This is a genomic window from Streptomyces sp. NPDC034103, assembly GCF_055575395.1.
On record NZ_JBVISS010000004.1, the window covers coordinates 351815 to 366525 of the forward strand.

13 protein-coding genes and 1 pseudogene are annotated in these 14711 nt (G+C 72.6%); 6 read left to right on the forward strand and 8 right to left on the reverse strand.

What is annotated here, in order from left to right; genetic code table 11:
- Positions 1-151 precede the first annotated feature (151 nt).
- Both sfnG and ACZ56U_RS11035 read right to left on the reverse strand, forming a co-directional pair.
- Positions 152-1261: a dimethylsulfone monooxygenase SfnG gene (gene sfnG, locus ACZ56U_RS11030; protein WP_469083727.1), complete on the reverse strand. Its 1110-nt coding sequence runs from the start codon at positions 1259-1261 to the stop codon at positions 152-154.
- A gap of 151 nt (positions 1262-1412) precedes the next feature.
- Complete coding sequence (locus ACZ56U_RS11035; RefSeq protein ID WP_353693630.1) at positions 1413-1496, reverse strand: putative leader peptide; 84 nt, start codon at positions 1494-1496, stop codon at positions 1413-1415.
- Positions 1497-1634: 138 nt separating this feature from the next.
- On the opposite strand from ACZ56U_RS11035, the gene ACZ56U_RS11040 reads away from it, so the two are divergent.
- Positions 1635-2597 carry a LysR family transcriptional regulator gene (locus ACZ56U_RS11040; protein ID WP_469083728.1) on the forward strand — a complete coding sequence of 321 codons (963 nt, stop codon included), beginning with the start codon at positions 1635-1637 and terminating at the stop codon, positions 2595-2597.
- Positions 2598-2654: 57 nt separating this feature from the next.
- Here the strand turns inward: ACZ56U_RS11040 and ACZ56U_RS11045 are convergent, their stop codons facing one another.
- The 3 genes from ACZ56U_RS11045 to ACZ56U_RS11055 form a co-directional block, all read right to left on the reverse strand.
- A complete protein-coding gene (locus ACZ56U_RS11045; RefSeq protein WP_391231783.1) occupies positions 2655-2840 on the reverse strand; it encodes a hypothetical protein in 186 nt (61 codons plus the stop codon).
- Between the two features lie 82 nt (positions 2841-2922).
- Positions 2923-5004, reverse strand: a complete 2082-nt coding sequence (locus ACZ56U_RS11050) for an MMPL family transporter (protein ID WP_469083729.1) — start codon at positions 5002-5004, stop codon at positions 2923-2925.
- A gap of 132 nt (positions 5005-5136) precedes the next feature.
- The gene (locus tag ACZ56U_RS11055; protein WP_469083730.1) at positions 5137-5643 is read right to left on the reverse strand and encodes a MarR family winged helix-turn-helix transcriptional regulator; all 507 of its coding nucleotides are present in this window, start codon (positions 5641-5643) and stop codon (positions 5137-5139) included.
- A 90-nt stretch (positions 5644-5733) separates the two neighbouring features.
- Between ACZ56U_RS11055 and ACZ56U_RS11060 the strand changes: the two genes are divergently transcribed.
- Entirely contained in the window at positions 5734-7263 is a 1530-nt protein-coding gene (locus ACZ56U_RS11060; RefSeq protein WP_469083731.1) for an SDR family oxidoreductase, read from the forward strand.
- Positions 7264-7313: 50 nt separating this feature from the next.
- Positions 7314-8687, forward strand: coding sequence for a cryptochrome/photolyase family protein (locus ACZ56U_RS11065; RefSeq protein ID WP_469083732.1), 1374 nt, complete (start codon positions 7314-7316; stop codon positions 8685-8687).
- A 98-nt stretch (positions 8688-8785) separates the two neighbouring features.
- Here ACZ56U_RS11065 and ACZ56U_RS11070 read toward each other — a convergent pair whose 3' ends face one another.
- Positions 8786-9814: a MerR family transcriptional regulator gene (locus tag ACZ56U_RS11070; RefSeq protein ID WP_469083733.1), complete on the reverse strand. Its 1029-nt coding sequence runs from the start codon at positions 9812-9814 to the stop codon at positions 8786-8788.
- A gap of 114 nt (positions 9815-9928) precedes the next feature.
- Between ACZ56U_RS11070 and ACZ56U_RS11075 the strand changes: the two genes are divergently transcribed.
- The 3 genes and pseudogenes from ACZ56U_RS11075 to ACZ56U_RS11085 all read left to right on the forward strand — a co-directional run bounded on the left by ACZ56U_RS11075 (position 9929) and on the right by ACZ56U_RS11085 (position 12828).
- Complete coding sequence (locus ACZ56U_RS11075; protein WP_469083734.1) at positions 9929-10540, forward strand: sigma-70 family RNA polymerase sigma factor; 612 nt, start codon at positions 9929-9931, stop codon at positions 10538-10540.
- 900 nt (positions 10541-11440) lie between these two features.
- Positions 11441-11650: pseudogene (locus ACZ56U_RS11080) on the forward strand (SPW repeat protein); the annotation flags it as partial.
- A gap of 296 nt (positions 11651-11946) precedes the next feature.
- Positions 11947-12828, forward strand: a complete 882-nt coding sequence (locus ACZ56U_RS11085; protein ID WP_469083735.1) for a GNAT family N-acetyltransferase — start codon at positions 11947-11949, stop codon at positions 12826-12828.
- On the opposite strand, the gene ACZ56U_RS11090 is transcribed toward ACZ56U_RS11085, so the two are convergent.
- Entirely contained in the window at positions 12817-13734 is a 918-nt protein-coding gene (locus tag ACZ56U_RS11090) for an NAD-dependent epimerase/dehydratase family protein (protein WP_469083736.1), read from the reverse strand. The two genes, ACZ56U_RS11085 and ACZ56U_RS11090, sit on opposite strands and share 12 nt — an antisense overlap.
- A 57-nt stretch (positions 13735-13791) precedes the next feature.
- A complete protein-coding gene (locus ACZ56U_RS11095; protein WP_469083737.1) occupies positions 13792-14568 on the reverse strand; it encodes a GNAT family N-acetyltransferase in 777 nt (258 codons plus the stop codon).
- Positions 14569-14711 lie beyond the last annotated feature (143 nt).

Sequence of the window (14711 nt, forward strand, 5' to 3'; positions counted from 1 at the left end):
GGGGAGGCGGGGCGCCCCCTGTTCAGGAGGGGGCGCCCCGGGAGGAAGTGGTCAGGGATGCCAGGTGGGTTCGGGCAGGGCGACGCGGCACGCGGTGGTCCGGGCTGGGCGGTCCCGGGACAGTGGGGCTGTTCCGCCGGCCGGTGCCCGCTCAGACCTGCGCGAGGACGGGCTCGGGGAGCTGGGCCTCCAGTTCGCGCACCAGCGGCAGCACCCTCTTGCCGAAGTACTCGACCTCCTCGTGGTAGTGCAGGAAGCCGAGGAGGAGCAGGTCGACACCGAGCCGCTTGTAGGCGACGATCCGCTCGGCGATCTGCTCGGGTGTGCCGATGAGTCCGGTGCGGAAGCCGTCGTTGTACTGGACGAGGTCCTCGAAGGAGGAGTCCTGCCACATGCCCTTCTTGTCGGCCGTGGACGGGCCCGCCTGCCGCACCGCGGCACCGAAGCCCTCGACGGCCTCGGTGTCGGCCCGGGCGACGATCTCGCGGAGGGTGTCCCGTGCCTCGGCCTCGGTGTCACGGGCGATGAGGAATCCGTTGAGGCCGAACTTCGGTGCCCTGCGGCCGGCTTCGGCGGCGGAGTGGCGCACGTCGGCGAGCTGCTCGCTGACGCCGTCGAAGTCCCTGCCGTTGGAGAAGTACCAGTCGGAGACCCGGCCGGCCATCCGCCGTGCGGCGGTGGAGTTGCCGCCCTGGAAGATCTCCGGGTGCGGCCGCTCGGGCGTGTTCAGGGGCTTGGGCTTGAGGGAGAAGTCGCGCAACCGGTAGAAGTCGCCGCCGAGTTCGGCGTGGTCCTCGGTCCAGATCGTGCGCAGCGCGGTGATGAACTCCTCGGAGCGGCGGTAGCGCTCGTCGTGCTCCAGCCAGGGCTCGCCGAGGGCGGTGAACTCCCCCTTGAACCAGCCGGACACGACGTTGACGGCGAAGCGGCCACCGGAGAGGTGGTCGGCGGTGGCGCCGAACTTGGCGAGGACGCCCGGGTGCCACAGGCCGGGGTGGACGGCGGCGATGACCTTCAGGCGCTGGGTGGCTAGCAGCAGCGCGAGGCTGAAGCTGGTCGACTCGTGCTGGTACTCGGCGCCGTAACTGGCCATGTAGCGGACCTGGCTGAGGGCGTACTCGAAGCCGTTGTTCTCGGCGAGGACGGCGAGTTCGCGGTTGTAGTCGTAGCCCCAGTCGGTGCGTTGCTCGATCTTGCTGGTGACGAGGCCACCGCTGACGTTGGGGACCCAGTAGGCGAATTTCACGGGCTCTGCGGGCATGCGGAACTCCTGTTGCGGCATGCGCACGGAAATGCGTGCGGAATGTTTTCGGGCGCGCCAAATTCAGCTGGGGCGGCAGAGGGTGCGCGGGCGCGCTGAATTCAGGTGCGGGGAAAAGAGAAGCGCGGCGGATCTCCGACGGGAGCGGGGATCAGGCCGCGGCGCAACAGGAGGCGCTGGAGACGCGCGCGAGGTCGACATGGCGTCGCCGCGTGAGGTCCAGTCGCATCATCATGTTCCCGATCGTGACAGCCGCCGGTCCGGGCCGTCAAGGTAAACCCGACCGGTCTCGTATCGCGGACCATTGAATTTCACGAAGGCGTGACAGGGAAACCCTTGAACGGGTCGGAGAACGGGCCGCATTCTTCCTTTCATGCGCACCGAACAGCTCGAATACATCGCCGCGGTGACCCGCCTCGGTTCCCTGCGCCGGGCCGCGGAGGAACTCCGGCTCTCGCAGCCCGCGTTGAGCGAGACGGTGCGGAATCTGGAGCGCGAGCTGGGCGTGGATCTCCTGGAGCGCAAGCGCTCGGGGGCGACGATGAGCGCGGAGGGCCGGGAGCTGCTGCCCCACATCATCGGTGTGCTGGACGCGGTGGACCGGTTGCGCTCGGCGGCGGGGGAACAGCACCGCATCCGCCGTATGGTCCGGGTGGGCACGGTCAACGCCGCGACCGTGCCGCTGCTGCTGCCGGTGCTGCGGGACTTTCGCGCCGCGCACCCGCGTACCCAGGTCGAGGTGGTCGGCACCCAGCAGTCCGACATCCAGCGGGCGCTGTCGGAGGGCGGCTTCGACCTCGGTCTGGTCAACCATCTGGAGGGCGACGACGTGCCGGCCGGGCTGGAGAGTGTGGAGCTGCTGCGCGGCCGCCCGGTGGTGTGCCTGCGCCCGGACAGCCCGCTCGCCGCACGGGACGCCGTCTCGGTGAGTGACCTGCTGGACGTGCCACTCATCGCGATGCGCTCGGGCTATGTCATGCACCGCTATGTGCACCGGCTGCTGGACGGGCGGACCCCGTCCTTCTCGTACTCCACCGACGGTGCCGAGATGGGCAAGCTGATGGTCGCCGAGGGGCTCGGGGTGACGGTGCTGCCGGATTTCAGCGTGGTCGGGGATCCGTTGGAGCGGCGGGGCGTCCTCACCCACCGGCCCCTCGCCGGTGAGCGGACCCGCGTGCTGCTGATGCTCCAGCGCCGCAGGACCGAGTCCGTGCCACGGGCGGCCCAGGATCTGCACGACGTGTTCGTGCGCCGCGCACGGGAGCTGAGCGGCACGGCGCCGCGCGGTGACGCCGGCGACGGCGGCTCCGGGAGGACGGACGCCCCGGAGCGGTGACCTGGAGGGCGGGACCGGCGCTCCCGCCAGAACGCCAGAACGCCGGTCCCGTCCTCCTCAGTCGTCGTCGCCCTGGAGCACCACGAGGAAAGCGTCCGAGTTCAGGTCCATCACGACCGTGGCGGGCTCACCCTGTGCACGGCGTTGCGCCGCGTACTCCTCCGCCGGCCACGATCCTCGCGGAGCGCCCGCTGGAAACCGCTCCAACACCTTCGCGCCCATACCGGCAGTCACCTCCAGCATCGATCCTCGACTTGTGACGACGACTCATCGTCGTATGTCCTCGCATGCCCTCGAATGGCGCGTACATGTCCGCGGCTGACGGTCAGTCGGATGCGGCGGTCGTCGTGAGGGCCTTGGCGCCGGGCCACCAGGCGACGGCACCGAGGTCGCGGACGAGGGCCGGTACGAGCAACGACCGGACGACGAGCGTGTCCAGGAGCACCCCGAGGGCCACGATGAAGGCGATCTGCACCAGGAAGGCCAGCGGGATCACCCCGAGGGCGGCGAAGGTCGCGGCGAGCACCACGCCGGCCGAGGTGATCACCCCTCCGGTGCCGACCAGACCGCGCAGCACTCCCTGGCGCACCCCGTGCCGTACGGACTCCTCCCGTACCCGTGACATGAGGAAGATGTTGTAGTCGACGCCCAGGGCCACCAGGAAGACGAACCCGTACAGCGGGACGGACGGGTCCGTGCCGCCGAAACCGAGGACGTGCTCGAAGACGAGGGCCGAGACGCCGAGTGTCGCCAGGAAGTTCAGGGCGACGGTGGCCACGAGCAGGGCCGGCATCAGCAGGGAGCGCAGCAGGACCGTCAGGATGACGAAGATGATCGCCAGGACGACGGGGACGATCAGGGTCCGGTCCCGTTCGGCCGTGCGCAGGGTGTCGTACTGCTGCGCGGTGTAGCCGCCGACGAGGGCGTCCGCGCCGGGTACCGCGCGCAGGGCGGTGCGCAGTCGCGCCACGGTGTCCTTGGCATCGTCGCTGTCGGCGGCGGACTCCAGGGTGACGTCGACGCGGACCCGCCCGTCGACGACCAGCGGGGCGTCACCGGGCCGCCCGGACCCGGTGACGCCGGCCGCCGAGGCGACGCCCTCGGTCGCGGTGGCCGCCGCGACGACCCGGTCGAGCCGGTCGGCGTCGGCGATGACGACGGTGGGGTTGCCGGAGCCCCCGGGGAAGTGCCGGGCGAGGGTCTGCTGCGCGGCCACGGACGGGACGTCGCCGACGAAGGTCTCGTCGAGCGCGACCCCCTTGGACGACAGGGCGGGGGCGAACGCGGCGCACAGCAGCAGGGCGGCGAGGGAGCCGGCCCACACCGTGCGCGGGGCGCGGTCCACCAGGGCGGCGACGCGCCGCCAGATGCCCTGGCCGGCGGTCGGGCGCGGGACGGCGGGCCAGTAGGCGGCGCGGCCCAGCAGGACGAGCACGGCGGGCAGGAAGGTCAGCGTGCTGAGCACGGCGCAGCCGATACCGATGGCGCCGACCGGCCCGAGTGCCCGGTTGTTCGTCAGGTCGCTGATCAGCAGGGCGAGCAGCCCCAGGGCGACGGTCGCGGCGCTGGCCACGATCGCGCCCCAGGACTGGCGCAGTGCGGCTCGCACGGCGCTGTGGCGGTCCTGGTGCCCGGCGAGTTCCTCCCGGAAGCGGGCGGTCAGCAGCAGGGCGTAGTCGGTGGCGGCGCCGATGACGAGGATGGAGAGGATGCCCTGGACCTGGCCGTCGACCCGGACGAGGTCGTGGTCGGCGAGGACGTAGACGATCGCGCAGGCCAGAGCGAGCGCGAGGACCGTCCCCAGGATGATGAGGAGGGGCAGCAGCACACTGCGGTAGACCAGCAGCAGGATCACCAGGACGGTGACCAGGGCGACGGCGAGCAGCAGTCCGTCGATGCCGGCGAAGGCGTCGGAGAGGTCGGCCTGGGTCGCGGCGGGACCGGCGAGTCGGACCGTGGTGCCGGGGACGCGCTCGGCGGCGGCACGGATGCGGTCGAGGGCTCGCGGCAGCTCCTCGCCCAGGTCGGGCCGCAGCTGGACGACGCCCTCCAGCGCCTCACCGTCCCGGGAGAGCAGCGCGGGGGACGCCTTCCCGACCACGCCGGGGGCTTCGGTGAGGGAGGTGAGGACGCGTCCGGCGGCGGCCTGGCGGTCCCGCACCGGGCCACTGTCCTCCTGGTCGGTCCACAGGACGATCACCGGGAGGGTCTCGTCCTGGTCGAAGGCGCGCTGGGCCTCGACGACCTCGGTCGACTCGGCGCTGCGGGGCAGGAAGGCCGCCTGGTCGTTGGTGGCGACCTCGCCGAGCCGCCCGGCGAAGGGGCCGAGGACCCCGCCCACGCCCAACCAGACGACGAGGAGCAGGAGCGGCACGAGGAAGCGGCCTCGGCGCGGGGTGAGGGACATGGTTCTCCAGGCTTCGGAAGCAGTTATCTCAATGACAAACAATCTCAATCATTGAAGCTTCTGGGGATACCGGGGCCCGGGATGCGGCCGACGCGGTCTTCTTCAGCCGGACGGACTGGCCCGAGGACGGGCTCAGACGCCGGGCGACCTCAGCAGGGACAGCTCCTCGTTCATCGCCGCGAGGAAGCGCGTCACCACGGCCAGCTCGTCGTCGGAGAAACGCGTGCGGGCCTGCTCGGTGGCCCCGGCCAGGGGGCGGAAGTAGGTGCGGGCCGCCGTCCGGGCGTCCGAGGCGTAGTACAGGTGCACCACCCGGCGGTCGCTGCTCTCCCGGACCCGGCGGATGTGGCCGGCGCTCTCCAGCCGGTCCACGCAGGCGGTGACGGCGCCCGAGGTCAGCCCGAGGTGCTCCCGCAGCCGGCCCGGGGTCATCGGCTCCTCGGCGTCCAGGATCGCCGCCAGCGCCTGGACGTCGGTGACGTGCAGACCCTGGTCACCCGCGAAACCATGGACCAGACGGTTGATCTCGCCGTTCATCCGGCGCAGCTGGACCGCCAGGGAGTGAAGATCCGTTCCCATGAACTTCCGGGAGGGTTCCTGATCTGCCGCGTGCTGCTTCGGGTCGTCTGCTGTGGCCACCCGAGAAGCCTATAGAAGCGGACGCATCCGGCACGGCCCCGCCCGGGGAAGTGATCACAGGGGGACGACGACACGGAGGACCGACGGCTGATGGACGACCAGCACACCGAACCGCGGCTGCGCTGTCTGGTGACCGGCGCGACGGGCTACATCGGAGGCCGCCTCGTCCCCGAACTCCTGGCCGAGGGCCATCGGGTGCGCTGTCTGGCCAGATCCCCGCACAAGCTGCGCGACCATCCGTGGGCCGGCGAGGTGGAAGTGGCGCGCGGGGACGTGCTGGACCCCGCCGCGGTCGGAGAGGCCCTGCGCGACACCGACGTCGCCTACTACCTCGTGCACGCGCTCGGTACCGGCGACACCTTCGAGGAGACCGACCGGCGGGCGGCGCGGATCTTCGGCGAGCAGGCCCGTGCCGCGGGCGTCCGGCGCATCGTCTACCTCGGCGGGCTCACCCCCGCGGGCGTGCCCGAGGCGGAGCTGTCACCACACCTGCGCTCCCGGGCCGAGGTGGGCCGGATCCTGCTGGCGTCCGGGGTCCCCACCACCGTCCTGCGCGCCGCGGTCGTCATCGGCTCGGGCTCGGCCTCCTTCGAGATGCTGCGCTACCTCACCGAACGGTTGCCGGTCATGGTCACGCCAAGCTGGGTGCACACCCGGATCCAGCCCGTGGCGGTCCGCGACGTGCTGCGCGCCCTGGTGGGCAGCGCCCTGATGCCCTCCGACGTCAACCGCACCTTCGACATCGGCGGACCGGACGTCCTCACCTACCGCGAGATGATGATCCGCTACACGGCGGTGGCCGAACTGCCCCGGCGGCTCATCCTGTCCGTCCCGATGCTCAGCCCGGGCCTGTCCAGCCACTGGGTCGGCCTGGTCACCCCCGTCCCCGCCGCCATCGCCCGCCCCCTCACCGAGTCCCTGCGTCACGAGGTCGTCTGCCACGAGCACGACATCGCCACGTACGTGCCCGATCCGCCGGGCCATCCGGTCGGCTTCGAGGACGCGGTACGCCTGGCCCTGCAACGGGTCCGGGACGCCCAGGTCACCACCCGCTGGTCCTCGGCGTCCGTCCCCGGCGCCCCCAGCGACCCGCTGCCCACCGACCCGGACTGGGCCGGCGGCAGCCTCTACTCGGACGTGCGGGAGCTGACCGTCGACGCCCCGCGGGAGGCGCTGTGGCGGGTCATCGAGGGGATCGGCGGGGAGAACGGCTGGTACTCCTTCCCGCTCGCCTGGGCCGCGCGGGGCCTGCTCGACCGGCTGGTCGGCGGGGTCGGCCTGCGCCGGGGCCGCCGTGACGCGACCAGGCTGCGGGCGGGTGACTCGCTGGACTTCTGGCGGGTCGAGGAGATCGAGCCCGGCCGTCTGCTGCGCCTGCGCGCCGAGATGCGCCTGCCGGGCCTGGCCTGGCTGGAGATGGCCGCGGACACCGACGAGGCCGGCCGTACCCGCTACCGCCAGCGCGCCCTGTTCCATCCCCACGGTCTGCTCGGCCACGCCTACTGGTGGGGCGTCTCGCCCTTCCACGCCGTCGTCTTCGGCGGCATGGCCCGCAACATCTCCCGCACCGCGGCACGCTCCTCGGCCGAACCGGCCGGCGAACGCTCGTCCGCGGGCTGACCGTCCCCGGCCTCAGGGACACCACCACCCCCGCTCTGGAGTACTGCCTCATGAACGTCTCGATCGTCCTGTTCACCTCGGACCTGCGCCTGCACGACCACCCGCCGCTGCGTGCCGCGGCCGAGGCGGCCCGGACGGTCCCGCTGTTCGTGCGGGACCGCGGTGTGGACGACGCCGGGTTCGCCGCCCCCAACAGGCTGGCGTTCCTCGCCGACTGCCTGCACGACCTGGACGCCGGTCTGCGTGAGCGCGGCGGCCGTCTCGTGCTGCGCTCCGGGGACGTGGTCGACGCGGTGTGCGAGGTGGCTGCCGAGACGGACGCCGACGAGGTGCACATGGCCGCCGACGTCAGTGCCTACGCCCACGCCCGCGAGGTACGGCTGCGGCGCGCCCTGGAGGCCGAGGGGCGCCGGCTGCACGTCCACGACACGGTGACCACGGCCGTCGCCCCCGGCGAGGTGACCCCGGCCGCCTCGACCCACTTCGCGGTCTTCACGCCGTACTTCCGGCGATGGTCCGGACAGAACCTGCGGGCCCCCCTGGCCCCGCCACGTGCCCTGCGCGTCCCGGACGAGGTCGGCTCGGACCCCCTGCCGAACCGATCCACTCTCGAGGGCCTCTCCCCCGCCCTGGCCAGAGGCGGGGAGACCGAGGCCCGCAAGCGCCTCACGGCCTGGCTCCGCGACGGGATCGCCGGGTACGAGGACCGCCACGACGACCTGCCCGGCGACGCCACCTCCCGCCTCTCCCCGCACCTGCACTTCGGCACCCTCTCCCCCGTCGAACTGGTCCACCGGGCGCGCGGAGCGGGCGGCGCGGGCGCCGAGGCCTTCGTACGGCAGCTCGCCTGGCGCGACTTCCACCGGCAGGTCCTCGCCGCCCGTCCCGGCGCCGCCACCATCGACTACCGCACCAAGCACGACCGCTGGCGCACCGAGGAGAGTGCCGCCGCGGACATCGAGGCCTGGAAGGACGGGCGCACCGGCTATCCGGTCGTCGACGCGGCGATGCGCCAGCTGCGCCACGAGGGGTGGATGCACAACCGCGGCCGCCTGCTGACCGCGAGCTTCCTGGCCAAGACGCTGTACGTCGACTGGCGCGTCGGCGCCCGCCACTTCCTGGACCTGCTGGTCGACGGGGACGTGGCGAACAACCAGCTCAACTGGCAGTGGGTGGCGGGCACCGGCACCGACTCGCGTCCCAACCGCGTCCTCAACCCGGTCACCCAGGCCAAGCGGTACGACCCGGACGGCGCGTACGTCCGGCGCTGGGTGCCCGAACTGGCCGGTCTCCGGGCGCCCGCCGTGTACGAGCCGTGGAAGCTGCGCGGCCTGGACCGCGCCGCCGTCGGCGACTACCCGGACCCGATCATCGGCCTCTCCGAAGGCCTGGCCCGCTTCCGGCGGGGACGCGGCCTCGACTGATATTTCCCAACAGGGCTTCCCGGATGCGGTGATCCGCGCCGGCTTCCCGGTGCCGACGGAACAGCTCCCGATCCGGGGCGCCTTGGGGATTCCCCCCGTCAGTGCCGTTCGCCGCTGCCCGCCCCCGCGAACGCGCCGGACAGGATCTCGAGCGCGTCCTTCAGCGCCGTCGGGCGCGGCAGTTCACGCGCCGCCGGGACGGACCAGCCGGGCCCGCCCAGGACCACCAGGGGCCGGCGTCGGGCGCCCTTCACACCCCACGAGGTGCCGGCGACGTGCCGGGCCAGTGGCAGGCTCGCCGTGGACCGGGCCTGCGCCCACAGGAACACCGCGGCCGGGCCCAGCCGCTGCACCGCGGCGGTCAGCGCCTCTCCGGGCACCGCCGCGCCGAACATCCTGGTGGGCAGGCCGAGTTCGCCCAGCGCGGCGTTGAGCGCCTCGATCGGCAGGGTGTGCTGTTCGCCGGGTACGCAGGCCAGTACCACCGGTCCGGCGGCCGGGGCCACCGTCTGCCGGGCCACGGACGGTGTGCACCGGCGCAGCGAGGTCGACACGTGCCATGACAGCAGGTGCTCGACCTCGACGTAACGGTCGCCGGAGGACGCCCACTTGCGCCCCACCGCGTGCAGCGTGGGGACCATCACCTCCTGCCAGGCGACGGTGACGCCGTACTGCTCCACCGCGGCCGCGAGCTGCTCCTCGACGGCCGGGGCGTCGAGCCGTACGGCGGCTCGCGCGAGACCCTTGCACTCCTGGCGCACGTCGCCGAGCGGCAGGGTGCCCGCGGCCCTCGACCGCGACCGGGGCGGTTGCGGACCCTCGGTCGCGGGCGGCGGGGAGTCCGGCGCCTGCCTGGCCAGGCGGGCGGCTTCGGCGGGCGGCACCCCCGACGACGTCAACCGGCACATGGTCTCCAGCACCGCGACGTCCGCGGGGGTCCACCGGCGGTGGCGGCCGTCGGCGCGCACAGCGGGTCCGATGCCGTACCGGCGGTCCCAGGAACGCAGCGTGGTGGGCGACACCCCCAGCCGGCGGGCCAGGGCACCGGTCGCCAGGGGCACGTCCGCGGTCTCGGAGGACGGCCCCGGCCGGTCCTCGGGCGCCCGCTCGGCTGACGGCTCACTCATGGGATCGACTATACGACGCAGAACCGATGCAAGTTGATGACCTTGCTCGGCCGCTTCGACGATGGGCTCACCGGGCGTCGCGGAAGACGTCCCGACGCGTGAGGAGCAGTCGCCATGTGCCAGCAGCAGAACGCGACGCTGCCGCCTGCCGCCGCGCCCCTGTGGGCACCGGTGGAGGAGTCGTTCTCCGACGAGGAGATCGCCCGGGGCCTGGCCGCGGGCGACGAGGCATGCCTGGAGGAGGCCTACCACCGCTGGTCGACACTGGTGCACACGCTCGCCTGGCGGTCCCTGGGGGACCTCAAGGAGGCCGAGGACGTGACCCAGCAGGTGTTCCTCGGGGTGTGGCGGGGCCGCGGCGGGTTCCGCCCCGAGCGGGGGACGATCGGCGGCTGGATCGTCGGCATCACCCGGCGCAAGATCGCCGACGCGCTCGCCGCCCGGACGCGCCGTTCGGACCTCGTCGCCGCCGCCGGGTCGGCACTGGCACCGGCCGACGCCGACGCGCATGGGCCCGAGGCGGTCCTGGACCGGGTGATCGTCCTGCACGCGCTGGCGAAGCTGCCGTCGGCCCAGCAGCGGGTTCTGCGGCTGACCTTCTACGAGGATCTGACCCAGACCCAGATCGCGCAGTGCACCGGTTGGCCGCTGGGCACGGTCAAGAGCCACGCGCGGCGCGGACTGCACCAGTTGCGCCGGTGCCTGCGGGACGCGGCCCTCGGCTGAGTGGTGCCGGCGCAGTCGGCGTACAAGATTTCGACGCATAAACGTTGCAGATATGATCCACCGGCCCTTTTTCCTGTTCACGGGACCGGACACACCTCCTTCGGTACGCGTCGGATCGCTCGGGCGCATCCATGCGGCCTCGAACTCGGGAAGACGAGGGGAGATCACGCATCGTCCGGGACCGGGACGGCCGCATCCGAGGGCCCACCGCACACCGCGACACCGCAGGGAGAGGTGGAACCGTGGCCGAAACGAACGCGGACGGCCATGTGCCTCCCGACCTCCTCGCCGCCCTCGCACTGGACGGAGACCGCCTGCCCGGCTCCGCCGAACTCGCCTCGGCCCACCGGCATCTGACCCACTGCCCCCAGTGCGGCGGATCGCTGGCCGAGTTGCGGAAGGCAGCGGCGGCCGCACGCGGAGCCGGGCCCGAGGACGGTTTCCGCGCACCCTCCGACCAGGTGTGGCGGGCGATTCTCCGACTGGTGCGGGAGACCGGCACTCCCCTCGCGGCCACGGCGCCCCCGAGGCCGCCCGCCCGCTCGCCCGAAGCCGCGGGACTGCTCCTGTCCACGGCGGCGGTCCTGCTCGTGGTCGCGCTCCGGCTCCCGCGTCGAGGTCACGGTCGAGGTAGAGGTCGAGGTCGCGGTCGAGAAAATCTCGGCGCGCCCCTGCATCCGCGGTCCGGGCGGCGCCGGAAGTAGGGGGAGGCCGGGGAATCGGATGACCGAGCCGCACGGGTCAGGACATCCCCCCTCCGATGCCCCGGCCACCTCCGGGGAGTGTCGGCGCTCCCCGGAGGCCATCCCCGGCCCGGGCGGACGCCCTTGGTACACGGCACGATCACCTCTCCGACCACTACACATAAAGGCCAAATAAGCGCAGAATGAGGCATACGCGGCGCTCGGGTTCACCCAGACCCCGGAGCGCATGTACGGCCTCAGCTGGGCCTTCTGCGCGATCGGCGTGTGGATGATCGTGTCGCCCTGGATCGTCGGCGACAGCCCGGACACCGGCGTCGTACTCAACAACGTCATCATCGGCGCCCTGGCCGTGATCCTGGGCCTGGTCTGCCCCGGTACGGCGGCGAAGAGCGCCCCGAGGACGTAGGAACGCCCGGAAAGGGACCACACGGCCGGCCCGCGCCGGGGAGCCACAGCACGACGGTCCCCGGCGCCCGGCCCACATCAGCGCACCAGCACCCCCAGCTCGCGCCGATGCCGGGCCACCCACTCCTGTGCCGCCCGCACCAGTATCGGCCGACGCGAGGCGACCGTGACGCTGCCGTCGCAGCTCGCTCGGAGGCGCTTGCCATCGGCGGCCGGGCCGGAATTCCCTTGTCGGGGTCGTCCCGTGGTGATTTGCTACAGCGGCCCAGCGCTCGACCCGCCCGTGACGGAGCCCAGTTGACACCCCGCATCACCCCCTTGACCGACCCCGAAGCCGGTGCTTCGAGCCGCCGCCTGGCCTGGCTGGCCTCGGCCGTCGACGGGGCACCGACCGGATCGGCCTTTCTGCGGCTGTTCACCAAGGAGGGGCAGACGCACCTCGCGGAACTGGAGATCGCGGTGCACGCCACCGAGCGCCGGCAGGGCGTCGGCACCCGCCTGCTGGAGGCAGCGGTGAGCGCGGCGCGCGCCGAGGGCCGTCGGTCCGTCATCGCGCAGGCCGAACAGGGCTCCCCCGCGGGCCGGTTCCTCGCGGCCCAGGGCTTCAGCCCGGTGCTGTCCCTGACCTACGCGCGGCTTCCGCTGGCCGACGCTGACCTCACCGCGATCCGCGCGATCGCCGAACGTCCGTGCCCCGGCTACCGGTTGACCACGTGGGACGGGGTCGTGCCGGACGACCTGGCCGCGTCCTACGCCGACTCACGGCGCGCCATGGACGACATGCCCATGGAGGGAACCGACTACGGCACCGTCGTCTGGGACGTTGACCGGGTGGTCGCCGCGGCCCGGACGGTCGCCGAGCGCGGCGATCTCCTGCACACGGTCGCCGCGGTCGACACGGCGGACGGCTCGGTCGTCGGATTCTGCGAACTCGTCGTGCCCGGCGACGGCCTGGGCGACGGACAGCACTACGGTACGGCGGTGCTGCCGGACCATCGCGGCCGCGGACTCGCCCGGCGACTCAAGGCGGCGTCGGCCCTCCGGGCCCGTGAACGGCACCCGGAACTGGGCGGGTTGCTCACCGACACCGCGGACAGCAACGCGCCCATGCGTGCCGTCAACGACGCCCTCGGCTATCTGCCCACGCACCGGGCGGTGGAGTACCAACTAGACCTGTGAGGCACGCAGCGCGGCCAGACCCTCGCGGCACGACGGGTACACCGGCGTCCAGCCCAGCTCCCGCTCGGCCTTCGCGATGGACACCCGCAGCGTCGCCCTCATCAGCGCGTGCGCGTACGACATCGGCCGCATCATCCACATCGGTACGGCCATCGGCTTGGGCAGGCCGAACTCCTCGGCCACGCGCACGATGTGCCCCCGGAACCCCGTGGGCGTGCGGTCGGCGATGTTGTACGCCTGCCCCGGGCGCCCGCGCTCCACGGCGGCGACCATGGCGCGGGCGGCGTCCGTGAGTTCGACCCACGGCAGTACGCGGCCGCGGTCGGCGGGGACCGGGAGTTGCCGCTTGCGGAGCATGGGCAGCAGGTTCTCGGTGCCGCCCGGGCCGTAGAAGGCTCCGTAGCGCAGCGCGATGCCCTCAAGGCCCTCGGCCTCGAAGGTCAGCCGTTCCTTCGTCCGCATGCCGGCGACGTGGCGTTCCAGTTCCGGGTCGGCGCACCGGGCGCCGAAGGAGCCGTCGTCCTCGGTGACTTCGCGGTCGCCGTGGTCTCCGTAGCCGTAGCCGAACACCATCGACTCCGCGACGAAACGGCGGGCTCCCGTGGTCTGCGCGGCCTCGATCAGGTGGGCGGTGCCCTCGACGCGCAGCGCGTCGGTGGCGTGCATGTCGCGGTGGCGCATGGGCGGCTTGCTCAGCGCGGTCGCCGCGTGGATCACGGTGTCGAAGTGGTGGCCGTCGACGGCGCGCAGCAGGGCGTCACGGTCCATGAGGTCGGCCCGGATGTCGTTGCCCGCGCTCCGGCCCAGCCCGGTGACCTTGTGGCCCGCCTCGGTGAGGGCGTGGGTGATGTGCCGGCCGAGGACCCCGCCGGCGCCTGCGAGGAGGATGCTCTGGTTCGTGTCCATGCCCTTGCGACGGATCGGGGGCCCTCGGATGTGACATCCCCCGGCATATGGTCCCCGTCACACGGTGTACAGGTACGGCGTGGTCGTGGTCAGCGGCTCGAAGCCGAGGCGCTCCAGGATGGGGCGGCTGCTCGGCAGGGCGTCCACCTGGAGGTAGCGGTAGCCGCGCTCCACGGCCTCCCGGGCCCGCAGGGCGACCAGGGCGCGGTAGATCCCGCGGCCGCGCCAGGCCTCGACGGTGCCACCGCCCCACAGTCCGGCGAACCGGGTGCCCGGCACGAGCTCCATGCGGGCCGCGCTGACCGGGGTCTCCCCGGCCAGGGCGACGACCGCGACCACGGTCTCCGGGTCGGCGGTGAGCTGGGCCAGCAGCTGGTGGCGCAGGCGGGTGCTGTCGGTGCCGAAGGCGGCCTCGTGCACGTCGGCCACGAGGTCCACGCCCGCGCGGTCGGTGACCGGCAGGACGCGGATGCCCTCGGGCGGTTCGGCGTCGAGGGTGAGGTCGTTGACCTCACCGATCATCAAGGTCTCCTCGGGCTGCGCGGTGAACCCGGCCGATCTGAGCCGTTGCCCGAGGTCCACCGGCAGGTCGTGCCCGTACAGCTTCCACTCGAACTCACGGCTGAGCCCGGAGTAGTACGCGATCTGCTCGGCGATCGCCGCGTCCGCGCCGGTGTCGTCGAGATCGGACCAGACGACCCCGTTCCAGCCCTGCTCGGAGGAGACCTGGCGGACCACCTTGCCGACCCGCTCGATCCTGGACTCCGGGCTGTCCGGCTGCGCGCCCTCACGCATGTCCCGGTCGTACAGGGCGAGTACCGCGGTGTGATCCATGGGTTCACTCCAGCATCAGGACAGGCGCGGGGCAACACCATTACGGGTCATGGTCCGAGGATCCGTGCCGCCCGCGGGCCCGGATGCGGGGGCCGTGCGGTGCCTGCGATCGGGAGGGGAGCGGGACCAGAGGGAAGGTCCGG

Bases quoted from the DNA above. Each gene is read 5' to 3' on its own strand.
- ACZ56U_RS11075 (WP_469083734.1), top strand. From the start codon at position 9,929: ATGTGCCAGCAGCAGAACGCGACGCTGCCGCCTGCCGCCGCGCCCCTG.
- ACZ56U_RS11070 (WP_469083733.1), bottom strand. From the start codon at position 9,814: ATGAGTGAGCCGTCAGCCGAGCGGGCGCCCGAGGACCGGCCGGGGCCG.
- ACZ56U_RS11095 (WP_469083737.1), bottom strand. From the start codon at position 14,568: ATGGATCACACCGCGGTACTCGCCCTGTACGACCGGGACATGCGTGAG.
- ACZ56U_RS11035 (WP_353693630.1), bottom strand. From the start codon at position 1,496: ATGATGATGCGACTGGACCTCACGCGGCGACGCCATGTCGACCTCGCG.
- ACZ56U_RS11040 (WP_469083728.1), top strand. From the start codon at position 1,635: ATGCGCACCGAACAGCTCGAATACATCGCCGCGGTGACCCGCCTCGGT.
- ACZ56U_RS11045 (WP_391231783.1), bottom strand. From the start codon at position 2,840: ATGCTGGAGGTGACTGCCGGTATGGGCGCGAAGGTGTTGGAGCGGTTT.
- ACZ56U_RS11090 (WP_469083736.1), bottom strand. From the start codon at position 13,734: ATGGACACGAACCAGAGCATCCTCCTCGCAGGCGCCGGCGGGGTCCTC.
- ACZ56U_RS11065 (WP_469083732.1), top strand. From the start codon at position 7,314: ATGAACGTCTCGATCGTCCTGTTCACCTCGGACCTGCGCCTGCACGAC.
- sfnG (WP_469083727.1), bottom strand. From the start codon at position 1,261: ATGCCCGCAGAGCCCGTGAAATTCGCCTACTGGGTCCCCAACGTCAGC.
- ACZ56U_RS11060 (WP_469083731.1), top strand. From the start codon at position 5,734: ATGGACGACCAGCACACCGAACCGCGGCTGCGCTGTCTGGTGACCGGC.
- ACZ56U_RS11050 (WP_469083729.1), bottom strand. From the start codon at position 5,004: ATGTCCCTCACCCCGCGCCGAGGCCGCTTCCTCGTGCCGCTCCTGCTC.